Source organism: Pedobacter sp. Leaf41 (genome assembly GCF_001422545.1).
Taxonomy (GTDB): domain Bacteria; phylum Bacteroidota; class Bacteroidia; order Sphingobacteriales; family Sphingobacteriaceae; genus Pedobacter.
In genome coordinates this window covers 524,211-545,149 of record NZ_LMLE01000008.1, presented here as the reverse complement: position 1 = coordinate 545,149, position 20,939 = coordinate 524,211, and the positions used below count along the sequence as shown (strand labels likewise).

Here is a 20,939-nt window from a genome sequence, read left to right as displayed (position 1 = left end):
GATGAGTAACACTTTAGATTTAGAAGCCGATTTAATTTCAGTTGATTTTAATCCGTTTGAGCAAGATCGGCGTATTGAGAAACTGGTGTCGATCAATAAAGCGCAACAAGAAATCTATCTTTCTTGTTTAATGGGCGGCAATGAGGCCAATATAGCTTACAATGAATCGGTTTCAATAGCGATCAAAGGGCACTTTGACATCGATAATTTTAGAAAAGCTTTTCAACAATTAGTTCAACGCCATGAAGCCCTTCGGAGCCATATTAGTGGAAATGGCGAAAAGTTGATTATTTACGACGCAATTCCTTATCAGATTGAAGTTGAAAATCTTCACCACCTATCCCACGAGCTTAAAAAACTACATATAGATGAGTTTTTAGATACTCAAATGAGTTTAGCTTTTGATTTGCATGAGGCACCTCTATTTCGCGTTTTTATTCACCAAGTGGAGGATGAGCATGTTCTGATTACGCTAATTTTCCATCATATTATCTGCGATGGCTGGTCGTTGGGCATTATTTTAGAAGAATTAAGCAAACTTTATAATTCGCATTTTCGGGGAAATTCGATATCTCTTCCCGAAGCTTTTCAAATCAGTCAGTTTGCAATCGCACAAAATAACTATCTTAATAGTGCAGAATTTAGCGTTACTGAAAATTTTTGGTTAAAAGAATTTGCACAGGCTGTTCCCCAAATCAATCTCCCTACAGACTTTCCCCGGGCAGACCTGCGTACTTATCAATCAAAGCGCATAGACCAGTTACTGCCCAAAAGTACAGTTGAAGACTTGCGAAAAAGCGGAGCGAAGATTGGATGTAGCCTCGTAACCACCATGTTATCAATTTTTGAAGTGTTGATATTTAAAAAAACACGTCAAAACGAATTGGTAATTGGCTTACCATCTGCCGAGCAGGCCGTAACTGCCTCTTATAATCTGATTGGGCATTGCGTAAATATTTTACCTATTAGAAGTACCATCGATGCAGATTTGTCCTTAACAGATTATTTGAAGGCAAAACGCAGTCATTTGATGGATGTTTATGATCATCAGCAATACAGCTTTGGTCAGCTGCTCAACAAACTAAATCCGAAAAGAGACATATCCAGAGTACCATTGGTGCCCATTGTATTTAATATCGACATGGGCATGGATAGCGATGTATCTTTCAGTGGTGTCGACCATCAGATTATTTCAAACGTAAGAAAAAGCGAAACTTTTGAGCTTTTTGTAAATGCAACAGATAGTCCTGATGGGCTAACTTTAGAATGGAACTATAATACCCAGCTTTTTAAGTCGACAACTATAAACGAAATGATCAGCGATTTTAAACGCCTGATCGACATTTATCTGGAAAACCCGGCTGTTAAAATTGCCAATGCCGTAAATGCAGGTGCCACGAAGGCCATCATCAAAGGAGATACCTTCATCAATACGAAAAGTTTTGTTAATCTTTTTAACGAATGTGCAAGCAAATATTCCAGCCGTAATGCACTATGTTATAATGGTGAGCAACTAAATTATCAAACATTGCTTCAGCATGCAGATGCGATCGCCTTTTACCTTCATAATCAAGGGATTGGGAAAGGTCAAACCATAGCAATTGCGACAGAGAGATCATCAAGAATGCTGGTGGCTATGATAGCCATTTTAAAAACCGGAGCCGCATACTTACCTATTGATCCCGATTTACCTACAGAGCGAATCATCCATATGTTAAAGGATTCCGGTGCTTCGAGCATGCTTTCAAATTTAACTGCTCCGATACTTCCTGAAATCAAAAACATCTCAATCAATGAAGCCTTTACATCCATTGATTTAAATAGTAACAAATGGCAAAATATTGAGCCTGAACTTTCAGATATAGCTTATGTATTATACACTTCGGGGTCTACTGGTTTTCCTAAAGGGGTAAAAATTAGCCACAGAAATTTGGCCAATCTGCTATTAAGTACTAAGGAAATGCCAGGTTTAACCTACAGCGACCGGTTGTTGGCCATAACCACCATTTCATTCGATATTGCAGCCCTTGAACTTTTCTTACCGTTAATTTGTGGTGCTGAAGTCATTATTGCTAGCTCAACTACCGCAAAAGATGGACGATTAATAAACGATTTAATTTCCCTCGCGGATATTACTGTGCTTCAAGGCACACCTTCTACACTATCCATGATTTTGAATGCAGGCTTAAACACCAATCAAATGAAAGTAATAGTTGGGGGCGAGCAATTGGATATACATCTGGCCAAAGCAATATTAAACACTGGTGCCAGATTGTGGAACATGTATGGCCCTACCGAAACCACTATCTATTCCATTGGAAAGGAAATTTTACCAACAGATGAATGGATTACCATTGGAAAACCATTGCACAATACCCTAGTGCAGATAATGGATCAATCCCTTCATCCGGTACAGACAGGAGAAATTGGCGAAATATGTATTGGAGGCGAAGGCGTGAGTTTAGGCTATGTAAACCATAGAAAGCTCACCGATGATAAATTTGTTTCCGCAGATCCACATTCCAATATAATTTTATATAAAACAGGTGACTTAGGTAAAATGCTACCCAATGGAGAAATTCAATGCCTTGGGAGGATAGATCACCAAATAAAAGTTAGGGGGCACAGAATAGAACCTGGTGAAATCGAAAATCAGTTATTGATTAGGGAAGAAATTAATCAAGCACATGTATTACAAAGAGATGATGTAAGTAAGAGCCCCGTTTTGGTGGCATACCTGGTGCTCACAGAAGAATTTCGAAATAGCCCAGGCATATTGGAATTAAACCCGCAACAGCAGGGTGAAAGAAATCAGATGAGCGTGAGAAAAAGTTATTTGCAGGGCTTAAAAGAAGATCTTGCTAAACGCTTGCCCGCTTACATGTTACCCAATTATATTGTGGTATTGGAGGCATTTCCAATTACCCCAAATGGAAAGGTTGATCGGGCATTACTTCCTAAGCCAATAACAAGAACCACCGTAACGCCTGCCAAAAGAAATGTTGAGCTTTCACCTAATGAAAAAGTATTAAAAGAGATATGGTCAGCCTGTTTAGCCATAGAAGAAATTAATGTTACAGATGACTTCTTTGAACTTGGAGGCAACTCGCTGATAGCCGTAAGCATGATGCTTGCTTTAGAAAAAAAGATAGGCTTTCGTTTGCCCCTTACAACATTGCTAAAATATGCAACCATTGAAACATTGGCCCAACAGCTTACCCATAAGGTAGATGACAAAAAATCGCAAACCATTATTCCCATCCGAACCGGTGGTGATAAAAATCCGGTTTATTTGATTCACGGCAGTGGATTAAATGTGTTGCTGTTTAAATCCATTATCGCCACGCTTGATAAGGATCAGCCTATCTATGGTGTTCAAGCCATAGGTTTAGATCAGGATGAATACGTTCCAGATAGCATCGAAGGGATAGCGGCACGTTATATTGAAGAACTACTGCAAAGCAATCCAAACGGGCCTTACAATATTGTGGGCTACTCATTGGGTGGTTTTATTGCCTTCGAAATGGCAAAACAACTCAAAGTATTGGGGAAGAAAATCCACTTGCTAGGTGTAGTGGATACTGATACCGGCAGAAATGTTTCAAAAGATGAAAGCCAGAATAATTTGGGGTATTTCTTAAGACGACAATTTAAAAAAATCCCATTTATTGCGTCATCTTTTACCAAAACACCAATCAATACGATAAAATATCAACTTGATATTACTAAAAAAAGGCTGTTTAAAAATAGTGAAGGGGAATTAGATTTGGATTGGGCATTATTTTCAGATCGGGAAAAGGCAATCTATATCAAATACGATGAAGCCTTGCAAAATTATCTGCTAAAGCCAGCGAATTTGAAGATCACCTTGTTTAGGGTATCTGAAAGGCTTTATTTTTTAGATGACTTGAAGCATCTCGGTTGGAACCGATTTGCAAATAACGGCATAGAGGTGTGCGAAATACCAGGCGATCATAAAACTTTTATTTCAGCGCCACATCATATTGAGTTTGCCAAGATCCTGCAAAATCAGCTCAACAGCAATGCGAATGATTAGTGTTGAACTGCCTTTTGAATGCGAAGTAACCTGGACTGATTTTGACCATAATCTGCCTCTTGATTTACATTCCGATCACGTATTTAAAATCAAGGTTAGCCAATATTTCAATTCCATAAAGGCTACAACAGATCAAATCCTCTCCAGTGATGAAATCATCAAATCTAAACGTTTTTTGATGCAGTCTGATCGCGAACGCTATTTGTGTACGCGTTATGCCCTGCGAAGAATTATATCCCTGGGCACGGGTAGGTCGGCCAGTAATTTACTTTTTAGCGAAGGCTCAAACAAAAAGCCGTTCATCCAGGGTATAGAATTTAACATCAGTCATAGCGGCGATTGCATCGTCATTGCGCTAAGTATGAAACCCGTTGGCATCGACGTGGAACTTATCAAAGAAAATTTTGACTTTGATCCACTCATTCCCGAATGTTTCCATAAACAAGAAGAGCACTTAATACGCAGTTCGTTAAATAAGAGAGAAGCTTTTTATGTACTATGGACGCGTAAAGAAGCTATATTAAAAGCGACTGGTGAGGGTTTGTTAAATAACCTAAAAGCACTCGATTGTTTACCTGTTTCGATCATTCGAGCCAATCAAAATTTTCATTCATCAACACTAAAAACAGATCATGAGTATATCGTCTCTTTGGTAAGAACGAAATCATCACCCGTTTTTTATTGGAATTACTCCTAAAACATATTCATTCATGTTACAAATAGATAAAAGAGATCAAATCTCTTACGAGGAATTTATCAATCAGTACTTGACAAAGGGAAAACCTGTGGTATTGAGAAACGCCTCAAAAGTATGGCCCAGCCATCAATTCGGGCCTGAATTTTTCAGCAGCCAATTTGGAAATTATGTAATGGATTTCGAGGATAAAAAATACAGCATCAACCAAATTCTTGAGCTTACTAAAAACAGTACGCCGGCAAACCCAGCGCCCTATCCCATCAGCTTTGAAATCCCATACGATTTGCCCGAATTTATGGCGATGATTAAACCCATACACATGAATTATGCAACCCCAAATTGGTTTGATTCCAAGCTATTTCCTTATGGGAAATTTGGAAAAAACGTGAATTTATTTTTTGGTGGCCAGGGCAATCAATATTCTTTACATAAAGATTTCTACCACACAAATGCGTGGATCACCCAATTATATGGTCAAAAGAAATTTATTCTTTTCCCTGGCGATCAGGATGAGTATTTATATGCAGGTAAAAAAGGTTATGCAAACTTTCTTTCGCCCGTTAACATCTTAAAGCCAGATTTAGAAAAACATCCAAAGTTTAAATCTGCCCAAGCCATCGAAGTGACGCTTGAACCGGGCGAAACCATTTTTGTACCGAACGGCATGTGGCATACAACAGTGGCTCTTGGTCAAAATATCTCCGTAATCTACGATCAACTAAATAATACCAATTACCACGCCTGGCGAAAAGATATGTTTCACATTAAAAAAAGCCAGAGCCTTGTAAAGGCGGTTGCCAATTACGGTTTTGCGATAATTGCAGGCTCAATATGTAAAATTAGAGAATTTGCAGGGAGATAACCGAAAGAAAGGCTGTTTATGGAGCACCATATTGCTCCGTAAGCGAACCTAAAATGAAATATAACCCTCTAATTTGCAATGGATTGTAAAGGTTTTCGATTTGTAAAAAGATGTTGATTATAAATTATGGTATTAAAGGGCTATTGGGTTGCCATGGCTTAACCACTACCTTCGCAATGATCAAAAAACTGAATAACTAGATCTTAAAATCTCACAAAATCATTATGAAAATAGCAGTAATTGGAACGGGTTATGTAGGCTTGGTAACGGGCACATGCTTAGCTGAAACAGGCAATCATGTAACATGTGTTGACATCAATGTTGCCAAGATAGAAAAAATGCAAAATGGGCAATTGCCTATTTACGAACCTGGCTTGGAATTGTTGTTTAATCGCAATATCTCACAACAACGCCTAACTTTTACTACGGATTTGGCCAGTGCTATTGAAAGCGCTCAAATTATTTTCATGGCCTTGCCTACGCCTCCGGGCGGCGATGGGGCGGCAGACCTTTCCTATATCTTAGGGGCAGCTGCAGATGTTGCAAAATTAATTACCTCATATAAAGTGATTGTAAATAAATCGACCGTACCTGTTGGCACTGCCGACAAGGTGAAAGCGATATTTGAACAGCACACCAACATCGAAGTAGACGTTGTTTCAAACCCAGAATTTTTGAGGGAAGGTGTTGCGGTTGAAGATTTTATGAAACCAGATCGCGTCGTATTAGGAACGAGAAGCGAAAGGGCAAAAAAAATAATGACGGAATTGTATGCGCCATACGTTCGTCAGGGAAATCCAATTTTGTTTATGGATGAGAAATCATCAGAATTAACAAAATATGCAGCCAACTCATTTTTGGCGACAAAAATTACTTTTATGAATGAGATTGCAAACCTTTGCGAACTTGTGGGTGCTGATGTTGACTCGGTACGTAAAGGTATAGGCTCTGATGAAAGAATAGGAAAAAGATTTTTGTTTCCAGGCATTGGTTACGGGGGCTCTTGTTTCCCAAAGGATGTTCAGGCCTTGGTAAAAGCTGCTGATGAATATGTTTATGATTTTGAAATTTTAAAATCGGTAATGAACGTAAACGAGCGCCAAAAAACTGTTATGGTAAACAAAATGCTAAAATACTATCACGATGATATTTCGGGTAAACATTTCGCATTATGGGGCCTGGCCTTCAAACCAGAAACAGATGATATCCGTGAAGCACCAGCGCTATACATCATAGAAGCACTTTTGAAAAAAGGGGCTACAGTAAGTGTGTTCGATCCGGAAAGTATGGAAAATGTTAAAGCTATTTTTGGTGATCGGATTGTGTATGCACAAGATCAATATGAAGCATTACGTGATGCCGATAGCTTGCTTATTGCGACAGAATGGTCGTTATTTAGAAACCCAGACTTCGATAAAATAGCTTCGCTAATGAAAGAAAGAGTAATTTTCGATGGCAGAAATTTATTCGACCTTGAAAAAATGATCGACCTTGGTTATTATTATAATAGCATTGGTAGACAATTAGTTACCAAGTCAGACAATAAAGATCAGTTTCAAGCACAAATCAACGAATTGGTATAATGGAAAACGAACTGAGCAAATCCAATATTCCAAAGGCAAAAAGAATTCTAATTACGGGTGCAGCTGGCTTTTTAGGTTCGCATTTATGCGATCGTTTTATTGCTGAAGGTTATCAGGTTATCGGAATGGATAACCTAATCACCGGCGACCTTGCAAACATTGAACATCTATTCTCACGGGAAAATTTTGAGTTTTACCACCATGATGTTTCAAAATTTGTGCATATCCCTGGCGATCTGGATTATATATTACACTTTGCTTCGCCTGCAAGTCCGATTGATTATCTCAAGATTCCTATCCAGACTTTAAAAGTAGGTTCTTTAGGCACCCATAATCTGTTAGGTTTAGCAAGAGCGAAAAACGCCAGAATGCTTATCGCCTCAACATCTGAGGTATACGGCGATCCAAATGTGAATCCTCAACCTGAAGAATATTGGGGTAATGTAAATCCTGTTGGGCCTCGTGGTGTTTATGATGAAGCCAAGCGTTTTCAAGAAGCCATTACCATGGCCTATCATACCTTTCACGGTGTTGAAACCCGAATTGTGAGAATATTTAACACTTACGGGCCTCGTATGCGCCTGAATGATGGTAGGGTATTACCCGCGTTTATTGGCCAGGCATTACGTGGAGAAGATTTAACGATCTTCGGAGATGGAAGCCAAACGCGTTCTTTTTGTTATGTAGATGATTTAGTAGAAGGTATTTATAGATTGTTGCATAGCGATTACAGTCAGCCGATGAACATTGGAAACCCTGATGAAATCACCATCAAGCAATTTTGTGAAGAGATTATCAAATTAACAGGAACAACGCAAAAAATTGTTTACCATAATCTGCCACAAGATGATCCTAAGCAACGTAGGCCGAATATCGAAAAGGCCCAATCAATTTTAGGCTGGGAACCAAAAGTAAACCGTGCCGAAGGCCTTAAACTCACTTATGCGTATTTCCAATCGCTTTCTCAAGAATCTCTGGCGAAAATTGAACATAAGGATTTTGCAAGTTATAATAAGTAACCGCTTAGAAAAAGGCCTTCAGAAAAATTAAATGGACACCGTTATCAGTCAAAGTAAACCCGCCCCTTATCTATGGCTCGACCTCATTCGTGGCGTTTCAGCATTAGCTGTATTTACAGGGCACTTGCGGGTACTCTGCATCGAGGATACACCAGTTGACCAACTCAATATTTTGGGTAAGTTTATTTTCTTTATCACTGGATTTGGGCACATAGCTGTGATGATATTTTTTGTGCTCAGCGGCTTTTTAATTATTAAAAGTATAGTACAATCAGCGGAGAAGGATAAATTTACTGTGAAAAGTTATGCGGTTAACAGGCTTTCAAGGCTTTGGACTGTATTGCTTCCTGCTTTAATTATTGGCTTTGTATTAGATAAAGTTGGATTATTTTACTACGGAAACTCATTAGTATACCAAGGTGATTACCCCAGTTTTCCTTTACCTGATCTTGCTTATAAACTTTCCGCAACTGTTTTTGTAGGAAATATATTTTTTCTCCAAACTATTCTTGCCCCTACTTTTGGTACAAATGGCCCTCTCTGGAGCTTATGTAATGAATTCTGGTATTATGCAATATTCCCGCTGTTATATTTTGGGTTTACAAGTAGCAAGAAGCTGCCATTAAAAATTACGCTGATTGCCACTGCTGTCGCCATAATGTGTTTTGTAGGTTTTGAAATTGCTTTATCATTCACCATCTGGTTATTTGGTGGTATCAGCTATTATATCAGTATCAAAGCAAACAAAAAGCTTTTACAAAACTCCTATTTACGTTATAGCCTGGCAATTATTTTTATACTGGTAGTTGTCTGCACCCGTTCAAAAATTTTGCCGTTGATGTTTAATAATTTTTCTGTAGGGATAGTTTTTGCTTTGCTGATTCCTTTCCTAATTAATATTAACATTAAAAACAAGACGGGGAAATGGGTATCAACTTATCTTTCTGATATTTCATTCACGCTGTACCTGTCTCATCTCCCTTTTGTATTTTTCATCACTTCAATTACAAATTTTCAAGGCCAAGCCTGGAATACCTCAAACATGTTTTATTTCTTCCTTTACACCATTGTTACACTGATATACGCAACCATGATGTGGTATATGTTCGAAAGAAATACGAACAAATTAAAAAACTTCCTTTTCAAGAAATAATATTAGATGAAAACAGGACAGAAATATCATTTCCATAATGTTACGCTATTGATTACGCATTTCAATAGATCGGAGTCTTTAGAGCGTTTACTCACTCATATAAATAAGCTGGATATCAGCTTTGATGAAATTATAGTATCTGATGATTGCAGTAATGAAAAGCACTTAAATAATCTAAAAAATTTACAGCAATACTATCCTTTTACTTTGGCAGAAACCGAAAAAAATGGGGGTCTGGGTAATAATATCAATAAAGGACAGGATTTGGTAAAGTCGAAATATACTTTGTATATCCAAGAGGATTTTATTCCTAAACCACTTTTCCCTATAAAATTACAAAGTGCTGTTAACATAATGGATAAAGACAGAAAATGGGATATCGTTTCGTTTTATGCTTATTTCACTTTTCCATATTTAAAACCTTTCGGCGATGGTTTTTCTGAAAAGTATTTTCCAAAATCGCTTCTAAAAGGAAACAACCTCAAGTTTTATTTCTACAGCGATCATCCACATTTGCGCAAATCGTCTTTTTTTGAAAAGTTCGGACGGTATAATGAAACGGTTAATAGTGACGAAACAGAATTACAAATGAGTTTGTCAGTGATCCAGAATGAGGGTAATGCATTGTTTTATAATGATCATTATGATCTTTTGGAACAATTCAATCCAGCTGATGAACCAAGTACCGCATCATTCAGAAAATCGTGGAGCCAGCGAAAAAACATTGTAATGCGTTTTATAAAAGCCAATTACATGGCTTTTAAGTTTTTTAAACTAAACATGAAGCTGTGGCGCACCAAGAAAATAATCAGCAATCTTCATTAGAAGCATAATAACGATTTCATGGATAAGAAACCGATTCTTCATTTAAATACCACCTCACTGCTCATTACCCATTACAACAGAAGTGAATCATTGAGTATTCTTTTACAAAGGTTGGAAGACTTACAAATTAAGTTCTTTGAGATTATTGTATCTGATGATTGCAGTATTGATAAGCATTTAACCCGCTTAAAAAGTTTACAAAAGCGTTTTAATTTTACATTGTTAACCACCCCTAAAAATAAGGGTTTGGGTGCCAGCTTAAACGCATTACATAACCATGCAACGTCTGATTATTTGCTTTATATTCAAGAAGATTTCGTTCCGGGTAAGGCTTTGGCAGCAGCTTTGGAAAAAGGTCACCAGTTGCTCCACACTGATCCTCAATGGGATTTGGTTCGATTCTATGCATTTCCATGGGCACAATTCCCTTATCAAAGGAAATTTAAAGATGGCTTCAATGAACTTTTGTTCAGAATTTCTCCACTATATAATTCTCATTTAAAGTTTTTTGTTTATAGCGATCACCCGCACCTTAAACGCAAAGATTTTACAGAGAAATTTGGGCCCTACATGGAAAATGTTAAGGGTGATGTAACTGAACAAACCATGTGCCGTAACTTTTTGAAAAACAATGGAAAGGCGCTTTTCTTTGAAGAAAACCAAACTCTTTTTGAGCATGAAAATACGGAAGAGGAGCCTGCTTATCAGCGTAATAAAGGTTCGCTAACAATGAAATTAAAAAGTTTTAAACCCATATATTGGACGTACCTGCAATTCAGGTTGATTAAAGAAACCTTCAGCTACGTTATTAACGCATAGTACAACCAATGAGCAATAAAAATAAAGCAATTAATGGCGCTAAATGGACATCAATCTCAACGGTATTTGGTGCGGTTTTACAATTTGTTCAGGTCGCGATATTGGCGAGATTATTGCATCCTTCAGAATTTGGATTAGTAAGCATCAGCACACTGGTAATTAATTTCCTGAGTATTTTTGCGCATTTTGGTTTTGCCAATTCCATTATCCATAAGCAAGAAAGCGATGTGAAAAACCTGTCAACAATGTATTTTTTCAACATCATTACCGGCTTCATATTGCTTTTGGTTATCTATTTCGGAGCTCCATTACTAATGCTTTACTATAAAGAGCAGCAATTGGTAGGTATTTTACGGATATCTGCGTTTTATTTTCCAATTGTTTTTTTCGGACAGATTTATAATATCCTGCTGGAGAAAGAACTTAAGTTTAAATGGATTGCTGTTACCGATATCATCTGTTCAACTGTGGGCACAACAGTAGCCATTATACTGGCCTATCAAAATTTTCAGGCAAAAGCATTGGTGATAGGCTTACTATCTACGCAATTTTTGAAGATGGTAATTTTAAATTTTCTGGGCAGAAAATTATTTTCGCCCATTTTCTATTTCAAGTTAAAAGAAATTAAAGATCACCTGATTTTTGGAGTGTATAATATTGGCGATAGCTTGTTAAGTTTCGTCAACACCAACCTGGACACCATAATTATCGGTGGTTTACTAGGCGTTCAACAACTTGGTTATTACACCATCGCCGCTCAGATAGCCATTTATCCGGTAGCCAGGATATGCCCCATTATTGTGCAGATTGCTTACCCGATTATGGCCAAATTTAAAGACAATATTCCTCAGCTTAAATCGGCTTATTTAAAGGTGTTAGATTTAATGATGTACTGTATTTCTCCACTACTTTTTGGTTTATTCATGCTCGCCGGAAATGTAATTCCATATATTTATGGTGCTGGCTGGGAACCAACAGTGCCGCTGGTACACATATTTGTTTTTATGGGGCTATTCACAAGCATGGTCTATCCCTTATCTACTTTGGTGTATTCAACAGGGAAGCCTAAATTATTATTTTACCTTAACTTATTTACGCTAATTATCAAATTCCCCTTAGTTTACATTTTAGGAACGCACTACGGCGTAAATGGAATTGCCTATGGCATCTTGGCATCAAGCTTTTTTGCTATGCTCGCTAATTTTTATATTATTAAAATAATTGCAGGTAGCTTTATGGATGATTTGATTAAGAACACCGCTAAGCCAATATTTTTTAGCGTTGTAATGGCTGCGGGAATTTTAGCCTACAAATATCTGGTGGGCAATACCGGAGTGCTGCACATGATAATCCAAATTGCACTGGGGGGTTTGATTTATTTAGCCTTCACATTAAAATATAAATTTTCATTTCAAGATCTCAAAAATTTGAAAACAGCGATCAGCTAAACTGATAACTTAAAAAATTACACGATGTACATTACAACAACACCGAGCTGGATAGCACCTTACAAGTTTGATTACGAACGTATACAGGATGTTCCACAACATATTTTTGATGAGATCAATGCTAAATTAGTCAAACTTACAAAAGGCGAACCTGAAGTAAGCATTGTAATTGGCGCATGGAACGAAGAAATTAATATCCTTAAAAACGTAGCAAGTTTATCAAACTTAAAATCTGATTACTCGATAGAAATTATTGTAATTAACAATAACTCTACCGATGGTACACAAACCACTTTAGATAAATTAAACGTTGTTAATCACTTTCAACCTATACAGGGCTGGGGACCTGCAAGGCAAATGGGTTTGGAAAAATCGAAAGGAAAATATATTTTCCTTGCAGATGCCGATTGCATTTATCCTCCTTGTTGGGTAGATGAAATGATGGCCGAGTTAGCTAAACCAGGCGTTTCATGTGTGTATGGCCGCTATTCTTTTATACCAGAAAAAGGTTATCCGAGGTGGAAATTATTTATGCTGGAACGGTTAAAAGATTTCATTTCTGAAATTAGGCACATCAAAAGACCATACCTGAATGCTTATGGGATTAGTATGGCCTATGTAAAGGAATATGGACTTAAAATCGGGCATATCATGACTATGTTTAGAGGGGATGATGGAAAGATGTGCTTTGATTTGATGAAATATGGCAAAATAAAGCAGGTAAAAGCTGATAAAGCCAGGGCATGGACCGGACCAAGAACCTTGCAACGAGATGGAAGCTTTTCAAAAGCTTTATGGTCTAGAGTAGTGATTGAATCAAAAAAAATGGCATCCTTTTTCACCACGCACAAACCACACGATACTAAAAATGTGGCTGGCGAGTAATTAATATTTTAAGCATCGAACATGTATATCTTTCCACAGGTAAGCCTTCTAATTACGCATTATAACCGAAGCGAATCCTTATCAAACCTACTCCACTCCTATAAAAAACTGAACTGCAGCTTTGGAGAAACTGTAGTTTCTGATGATGGGAGCAAAGTGGAACACCTGGATAACCTAAAATTATTGCAAAAAGAATTTGGCTTTAAATTGATTACCACGCCTGTAAACCGTGGCTTGGGCCACAATATTAACAAGGGTCAGGATGCAGTTACCAAAGCTTATACCTTATATGTTCAGGAAGATTTCGAACCTGCCGATACATTTGCAGAGAAGTTTAGTGAAGCACTAAAACTCATGGATGTGAATCGGAACCTCGACATAGTAAAGTTTTATGCCTACTATGCTTATCCTTATCTAAAGCCTTTCAACAACAACTACTCCGAAATGTACCTGCCCCCATTCGGTGTGGATTTTACGAAAATCTATTTTTATACCGATCACCCGCATCTTAGAAGATCAATCTTTTTTCAAAAATTTGGCCGCTATCCTGAAGGGATAAAAGGTGATTTAACGGAATACAAAATGTGTATCTCCTTTTTGCAAAACAAAGGGCAGGGTTTATTCTATAATGATTTTAGCAATTTGTTCTTGCAAAAAAATTCGGAAGAAGAGCCAAGTACCATGAGCCGACAAAGCTGGAAACAAGAGAATGGGCCAATCATTAAAATGGTGAGGTATTTTTATCGCCAGGTTAAATACAACTATGATATCCGGGCCCAGAAGCCATTAAAAAGGGTTTAATTTTTATTAAACCCTTTTTATTTAGCAGATATTTCGAAATTCAGTATTTCTAGAGAGAGATTTATAAGTTACAAATCACATCCTAAAACAGATTAAGTTACGCCGGTATATAAGCTCCAGGTGACGATTGTGCGATAGTTATAATGGTAATTAAGTAAAATAGACTGTATCTATTTTCTTGGTCTTTACTAATTTTTCTAAGTATTTCGGGAAATAGACTTTTAACAACATTTTTAGCCAAAGCTTCTTATTTCCTTTAAATTTTTGAGCAAAATGATCACTTAGATGCTCTACCCCTAGAAAAGAATTGTGCTTTTCTTCAAGATAGTCCAACAGCTTTCTGAATTTTTCTGAAGTTACACTACGAATTGCAGAATTTGGGAGTACGCGATAATCAAATAAGCTCTTATCCAGATAATAAAATTTACCTCCATTAAAGGCGATCGAAAGCCAGAAATCCCAGTCTTCCAGCCCATTGGCTTTCGGGTCATATCCATTTACATTTTCCCAGGCAATCTTTCTAAATGCTGATCCTGAGTGTAAATAATTCCATAACATCAGCTGTTGTAGGTTAAATTTACCCACGTTCCAAGGGCCACTTTTCGAACCAAAATATTCCCCATTGGCATAAACAACAGCATATTCTGGTTTGGTATCAAGAATATCAATTGCGTCATAGACAAACTGTACGGAAACTTTATCATCAGCATCTACAGGCAAAATATATTTTCCTTTGGCAGCAGTTATTGCTACATTTCTCGTAACGCACACCCCACTGTTTGTTTGGTGTATAATATGATAGCCCTCTTTCTCTAGTTGAGCAAAAACTACTAAGGTACGTTCGTCTGAAGAACCGTCGTCTACAATTATTATTTCATAAATCCCTTGCTGGTGATAGCCAGGAAAGCAAGCTATAAGTTCGAGCAGATAATCTCCCTGATTATAACATGGGACAATAACAGATAATTTTGGTATATTCATATAGCTAGTTTTGTTATTCTAATTAATATCTATCTAGAATAAAATTTGTTAAAAATGATCATGCCGATGCCTAAACTTTTTTATGTTGAAATCTTAATTCTATGTTGTAGTAACACCACCGGGATACATAATAAATCACAATATAATTGATGATAAATAAATATGCATAGCTCGAGATTGGGAATTTCAACAATCGAATAAAAATCACATTAAACAAGCTTATAATCAAAGTATGAACCATATAAATGGAATAGGAATACTTCCCAACGTTTTTTAAAACATTTATAGTCGACAAATATTTTGATACGACACCTTTTTCAAATGCGAAAATTAATATTGAAATAAAAAAAAGTAATTCATAAAGCAATCCAAAAGAGGTAAAATCACGACCGAAGGTAATGGCAATGACCAAAACGATGATAATAACAATTTCCATAATTGTGAAGACCTCATCACTTATTTCTTTAATAGGTTTATGCCAATACTTAAAGGTGTAAAAACAAACAGTACCGGTAAAAAAGCCCACTAAGCTCCTCAGAAATCCGAAATCAAAAGTATGGACCAGATCGAAATTGCCAGTTAACACATACATTAATAAGAAGCTGGCAACAGCAACAATTGTATAAACTAAGCCTTTTATTCCAGACAGCTTATAAGCAGTTAACAGAAAGCAAATGATTGCGAATACAATGTAAGCTATAAGCTCTGCGCTAATAGACCAGCTAACAGAATTCCAACTGAAACTTTTCACCCCGGGAATAGCAATTGAATTAATCAAAAATAGATTAGTAACAAAAGTGAGTGGTGTATTTTGAAGTGAGTTATTAATGTGGATATAAGAGGCTAACGTTGATTTAATCAATTCGGCCAGTAAAAAAGCTATTAATATTGCAAAGTGAAGTGGATAAATGCGTTGTAATCTTTTTTTAATAAAGGATGAAACGTCCGTTGCAGTTTCGATATTTTGATAGGCATAACAAATTACAAAGCCGCTGAGCACAAAAAAGAAATCTACGAAAATATCACTATTGCGAATAAAATCATTGTTTAAAATAGTTGTATCCGTAAATCCGCTCATATGAAAAAAAACAATCAACGACGCAAATATACCTCTGAATATATCCAGTACCTGAAATCTGTGTTTTGTTTGTTCCTTGGTAATATTCATATTTATAGATAATGCTGCTTATAAATGAGATAAGGGTTAATTTGTAGTTTCAATAAGTAACTCCAACTCCTGCAAAATTTTGGCATCTACATGAGTGTCAAATTTACGGGCAAACAATTTATCGGATTTTTGAATGAGCTCCATATCTTTCTGACGTAAAATGACAGGATTTGCCGATCCATCTTCCCAGGTAATTAATCTCAAGTTATCGTTCACAATTGAATCTTTATAAGGCGAATTCATTAAAATCGTAGCATAAAAGAATTCATCTGCACCCCAGGTATAATTCATAAACGAGTTTAATTTTTGTTCCCGATTGGTGAAATCCACCAAATATCTGGCACATGGGGCATGAAGCGTCCACCAGCTGGAAACAGAACTCCCATATAATTTAATCGGTAAAGGAAATTTTCGTTTGGGCATGATGGCATTCAGCATTCGCTGAAAAACGTAACGTCCCTTAAAAGTTAAATCGGTAAAATGGTAATTTTGATAACGGGAAACGGCATGACTCCACCAATCTGTTTGATGATCCTCATCATAAGAAATAAAACTTTTACCCTTATTTTCTTCTAGAAATGATACAATTTGTTGAACAGATTTGATAGGATAGTCCTGACCGCTCATCAGGTTGTAATAATCAAAGTCGCCGCCTGATTTTAAAACTTCTTCCAGTGAACGAATTACGGCCTTTACAAAAGAAAAACCACCCCAGTTACACAATACTCGATTACCAATGAAGCTTACCCGATCCATTTTCGCTAAATATTCAAAGGGCTCAGGCGCAATTTTTTTATCCAGATGAATAAAAAAATACATATCAGGATGGCGCATCGCTGTGATCATTTTTTCGATCTGTTCAGGATCTTTATATGCCATTATAATATTTGCAATCTTCATAGCAGTTGTGTCTTATTACAGGCCTTGTAAATCTCTGAAACTGACCTTTCCCAACTATGTGACCTTGCGAAGTTCACCCTTTCAGTAGTATAGGACGCACTATTATTCTTCATTAATTCTGATATTCCTGTCAAGTATTCTTGTAAATTATTTGCTAGAAAAACATGATCCTTAAAAGCCTCCATTGACTTCGTTTTGGTGGCAATAGTGGGTTTTCCCATCACCAGATATTCATCGATTTTCCGAGGATAATTTCCTATCGTAAGATCATTTAACACCTGCGGATTGAAGCATACATCAAATCCATCGATAAACTTAGGTAAATCAGAAATGGGTTGAGCACCCCAAAACTTCACATTCTCTAAATCATGTAGTTTGCTCGTTTTGAAAGCGTCGTCTTCTGGGCCAACCAATTCGATAGTCCATTCTGGGCGGCTTCTGGCAATATGTTCAATCAATTGAATATTTAATCGGGCAGCCGTAAGTACCCCCACATATCCGATAACTGGCTTTTTATTGCTTATTTTAGTTTGGTGACCCTGCTTTTGAAGATAATCGTCGAACAAATCGAAATCACATCCCTGTCCAACATAGTGAGAATTGAAATTATATTTCGCACAATAATCTCTTAAATATTCCGAATTGGCTACACATAGATTATTTTTAGTGATCAGCTGAGGTTCTATTAGCGTGCCATGTTTTCCATAATATGAAGTAGCCAACATATTATCCCTCGAGTAGTAAATAGAAAAATCAGGCTTAAGAAGGTCGATCAAGTGAAAACTTCTAAACATATCACCATCGTTAAATAAAACTGGATTAGTAAAATTTAATGCAGCAATCACTGGTTTTATCGCATGGAAAAAACGTTTGTTGTTTAGCTTATTAATTCGATTGAAAAGTGCATGCGGCAACCAGTTTATAGATTCGAGCAAGCAACTAGGGTACAGCGTGATCAGGTTTGAGGAGATTTCTTCAATGCCTGATTGGTTACCATTGATGACTTCCATTCTCTTGATCACCTTTGGATCATTCCGGCCTCGCCATTTCGAAATTCTATCCAAAGCAGGATTGATGTAAAGCACCCTGTTCTGCTTCGAAAATTCCAACGCGATATTTTTGCAATTGCTCCCGATTTCTGTATCCCAGGCCTGTTGCCCAACTATAATAATGTTTCGGTTTTTCATTATATATTTTGGTTGGGATGGTGATTAACAACTGGACTTACTACATGTTTGGTTGCTACTGAGCGTTTATTGGCATTTCTTATCTTTAACAAGGAAAGAACCTGAAAGTACATAAAGGTGGGAATATTTCGCAACGCGGAATAAATTTTCCTATCAGCTTTTCCATGTTGCAACGCAGTATAAAAGCTTAATACAAAAGCGACAAAGGCCAGAAACCATATCACCGAAGTTATGCTGCCCAATAATAGGTTTACCAAAAAGCAGCATAGCGAAAGTAAAATAAAAAGGAATAGTGGCGGACGAAGTAAAATAATGCCAAATAAAACCTGATTCCAATTGCCTTTTAATATACCCTTGCCCAATATGCTAAAGCCAAATTTTAAATACTTAAACCAGGTATTAATCCACCGCGATCGTTGGTTAACCAACTGACTGGTATCAGCGGTTTTTTCATCATAAACAATGGCATTTTTAGCGAATGCAATACGTTTATTATTTAAAACAATTTTGGCTTGCAACACTTTATCAAAACCCGCACCTTCCATATCATGCGTCCTAAAGCAGGCCAGATATAATTCGGTTGTAAAGGCCATTCCAGATCCAGCCAATGTTGCCGATGATCCTAAACCAAAAAGAACTTCGCCGTCAAAATAATGGTAATATAAATCCCGGGCAGCATCCATAGCAGCAATATTAGTTTCGAAGGATTTTGCTCTTCTAACCCCTTGAACAGCCTCGTAGCCCTGATCGAAATAGATATTTAACTGATTGAGGTATTCTGGATCAACGAGATTATCACTATCAATGATCGTAACAATTTCATGCTGACGTTTAAAATGGTCGATAGCATAAAGATGAGATCGGGTATTGCTAGCCAAGGTTTCTGCTGGCCTAAGTAAGACCACACGCTCATCAGCAAATTTTAGATTTGAGATATCGCATTTATCGGCTACAATATAAATGGTGTAATTGCTATAAGTAAGTCTAAGCAGGGAGTTTACTACCGCTGGTAATAATTCTGTTTGCTCATAAGCAGTAACAATAATAGCATAATCGTATTCTTTTACATTATGGGAAATGCCATGCCCTCGGGAAAAAAGTTGATACAAAACATGTAGTACAATCGGCAATACAAGGTTATAACCTATAAAAAACTGAATCAAAATCCAGATCGTATTCATCATAATTCTTCTTCCTTTCCTGCATTGCTACTGTGGTAAGCCTTATAAAATGCGTAAGCAAAACATAAAATACCAGGTAATATGAAAATTTCAAATGGCATATTTATTAAGTTAAAAGCGTACTAATTTCTGATTGATCCAATTTTTTCCCTTTATGAACGAAAACCCATGATAGATAAACAACGATTGATGTAGGCATTAGATTGATGACCTCGTTGCCATAACTACAGAACAATATCCCTGCGGCTCCTGCCGTTAAAGCAATAAGTTTCGTTTTTAGCGTCTTGTTTTGAATGTTCCAGGCGATGCCACAACAGCTGCCGATGATATACATCATAATACAGAACCAGATGGTTAAACCAACGACACCATACATCATCCATATTTTCACAAAATAACTGTCTGGCGGAACAGTTGACAAGTACTTATCAGCATTATAAACACCTCCATAATAACCGGTTACACCTGGCCCACCACCAAATGGTAAATCAGCCATATAGGTTTTTAAGTTTTGCTGATTGATCAGCCGGGCATTTAATGAGGCATCTTCGGGATTTAAAGCCGATCGCAAGCGGTAAATTTGATAATTGCTGTCGCCAATATGAGTAAATTTTAATATCCCTAATACCCCTACAGCTAAAATTCCGCCAACTACAAGGGCTTTAAAGTTTTTACTTAAAATAATTGCAACCAAGCCTCCAATTATGATGGCAAACAATGCACCTCGCGTTCCTGAGATTAACATTCCATAAATGTTAAGTATCCCCAAACAAGCAAAAGATATACGCTTCCAGGTTTTCATTGGAGCTAATGAGATGATTAACGCCATTAGGCCGATATGGGCCTGCGATGCGCCAAACTGCCCTGCATCACTATAAAAAGAAAAAACCCTCAACCTGCCCCACAACAGGTGTGTGCCCGCGTTATCTCTTAAAAAAGCCTGTTCACCAGGAGTAAGCCCTATGTAAAGTTGTTTCAAACCATTTAAGGTAGCCAGTGTAGAAAGTCCAACAACCACAATAAGAAAAACATCAAGATCTCTATTACTTTTGAAACTCATTAAACCCAACATGACTGCGAGGAATGGGTAAATGGCTGTACTTCTTATTTCATTTATCCAGCCGTCTACACTAGAACCAGGATTAAAGCCTTCCAACAGACTGACCCCCAGCCAAATCAGAAGAAGATAAAAGATATCTAAATTCAAATTCTTCCAGTCGTCTTTACTCGACAATAAAATTGCTCCTATTAAGATAATTAGAAATAAGGTATCGATGAAAAGCCCAACTGGCAATCCACCAACCTCTCTTGCAATAATAAAGAATAAGAAACAATAAGCTATAAGAAAAAAAAGTAGAAACCGCTGCATGAAT

17 protein-coding genes are annotated in these 20,939 nt (G+C 37.1%); 11 read left to right on the top strand and 6 right to left on the bottom strand.

Annotation, left to right across the window (positions count from 1 at the left end):
* Position 1 precedes the first annotated feature (1 nt).
* The 11 genes from ASE92_RS14780 (at position 2) to ASE92_RS14730 (ending at position 14,149) form a co-directional block, all read left to right on the top strand.
* On the top strand, positions 2-4,057 hold the full coding sequence (locus tag ASE92_RS14780) for a non-ribosomal peptide synthetase (RefSeq protein ID WP_056850872.1): 4,056 nt from the start codon (positions 2-4) through the stop codon (positions 4,055-4,057).
* Positions 4,050-4,754 carry a 4'-phosphopantetheinyl transferase superfamily protein gene (locus ASE92_RS14775; protein WP_056850871.1) on the top strand — a complete coding sequence of 235 codons (705 nt, stop codon included), beginning with the start codon at positions 4,050-4,052 and terminating at the stop codon, positions 4,752-4,754. Before ASE92_RS14780 ends, ASE92_RS14775 begins: the two co-directional genes overlap by 8 nt.
* A gap of 13 nt (positions 4,755-4,767) precedes the next feature.
* Positions 4,768-5,616 (top strand): cupin-like domain-containing protein, encoded by an 849-nt coding sequence (locus tag ASE92_RS14770; protein ID WP_056850870.1) that lies wholly within the window; start codon positions 4,768-4,770, stop codon positions 5,614-5,616.
* 224 nt (positions 5,617-5,840) lie between these two features.
* Entirely contained in the window at positions 5,841-7,199 is a 1,359-nt protein-coding gene (locus tag ASE92_RS14765; RefSeq protein ID WP_056850869.1) for a UDP-glucose/GDP-mannose dehydrogenase family protein, read from the top strand.
* Positions 7,199-8,218 carry a UDP-glucuronic acid decarboxylase family protein gene (locus ASE92_RS14760; protein ID WP_056850868.1) on the top strand — a complete coding sequence of 340 codons (1,020 nt, stop codon included), beginning with the start codon at positions 7,199-7,201 and terminating at the stop codon, positions 8,216-8,218. Before ASE92_RS14765 ends, ASE92_RS14760 begins: the two co-directional genes overlap by 1 nt.
* A gap of 31 nt (positions 8,219-8,249) precedes the next feature.
* Positions 8,250-9,371 carry an acyltransferase gene (locus ASE92_RS14755; RefSeq protein ID WP_056850867.1) on the top strand — a complete coding sequence of 374 codons (1,122 nt, stop codon included), beginning with the start codon at positions 8,250-8,252 and terminating at the stop codon, positions 9,369-9,371.
* Positions 9,372-9,377: 6 nt separating this feature from the next.
* Positions 9,378-10,196, top strand: coding sequence for a glycosyltransferase (locus ASE92_RS14750; protein ID WP_056850866.1), 819 nt, complete (start codon positions 9,378-9,380; stop codon positions 10,194-10,196).
* An 18-nt stretch (positions 10,197-10,214) separates the two neighbouring features.
* Positions 10,215-11,015: a glycosyltransferase gene (locus tag ASE92_RS14745; protein ID WP_056850865.1), complete on the top strand. Its 801-nt coding sequence runs from the start codon at positions 10,215-10,217 to the stop codon at positions 11,013-11,015.
* A gap of 8 nt (positions 11,016-11,023) precedes the next feature.
* Complete coding sequence (locus ASE92_RS14740; RefSeq protein ID WP_056850864.1) at positions 11,024-12,463, top strand: MOP flippase family protein; 1,440 nt, start codon at positions 11,024-11,026, stop codon at positions 12,461-12,463.
* Positions 12,464-12,487: 24 nt separating this feature from the next.
* On the top strand, positions 12,488-13,348 hold the full coding sequence (locus tag ASE92_RS14735; protein ID WP_056850863.1) for a glycosyltransferase: 861 nt from the start codon (positions 12,488-12,490) through the stop codon (positions 13,346-13,348).
* Positions 13,349-13,369: 21 nt separating this feature from the next.
* On the top strand, positions 13,370-14,149 hold the full coding sequence (locus tag ASE92_RS14730) for a glycosyltransferase (protein ID WP_056850862.1): 780 nt from the start codon (positions 13,370-13,372) through the stop codon (positions 14,147-14,149).
* A 150-nt stretch (positions 14,150-14,299) separates the two neighbouring features.
* On the opposite strand, the gene ASE92_RS14725 is transcribed toward ASE92_RS14730, so the two are convergent.
* The 6 genes from ASE92_RS14725 to ASE92_RS14700 all read right to left on the bottom strand — a co-directional run bounded on the left by ASE92_RS14725 (position 14,300) and on the right by ASE92_RS14700 (position 20,935).
* On the bottom strand, positions 14,300-15,130 hold the full coding sequence (locus tag ASE92_RS14725; protein ID WP_056850861.1) for a glycosyltransferase family A protein: 831 nt from the start codon (positions 15,128-15,130) through the stop codon (positions 14,300-14,302).
* Positions 15,131-15,200: 70 nt separating this feature from the next.
* Positions 15,201-16,298 (bottom strand): acyltransferase, encoded by a 1,098-nt coding sequence (locus ASE92_RS14720; RefSeq protein WP_056850860.1) that lies wholly within the window; start codon positions 16,296-16,298, stop codon positions 15,201-15,203.
* A gap of 36 nt (positions 16,299-16,334) precedes the next feature.
* Positions 16,335-17,198 (bottom strand): beta-1,6-N-acetylglucosaminyltransferase, encoded by an 864-nt coding sequence (locus ASE92_RS14715; protein ID WP_056850859.1) that lies wholly within the window; start codon positions 17,196-17,198, stop codon positions 16,335-16,337.
* Positions 17,195-18,385: a glycosyltransferase gene (locus ASE92_RS14710; protein ID WP_056850858.1), complete on the bottom strand. Its 1,191-nt coding sequence runs from the start codon at positions 18,383-18,385 to the stop codon at positions 17,195-17,197. Before ASE92_RS14710 ends, ASE92_RS14715 begins: the two co-directional genes overlap by 4 nt.
* A complete protein-coding gene (locus tag ASE92_RS14705; RefSeq protein ID WP_056850857.1) occupies positions 18,385-19,569 on the bottom strand; it encodes a glycosyltransferase in 1,185 nt (394 codons plus the stop codon). The genes ASE92_RS14710 and ASE92_RS14705 overlap by 1 nt, the downstream gene beginning before the upstream one ends.
* A gap of 103 nt (positions 19,570-19,672) precedes the next feature.
* A complete protein-coding gene (locus tag ASE92_RS14700; protein WP_056850856.1) occupies positions 19,673-20,935 on the bottom strand; it encodes an O-antigen ligase family protein in 1,263 nt (420 codons plus the stop codon).
* Positions 20,936-20,939: the final 4 nt, after the last annotated feature.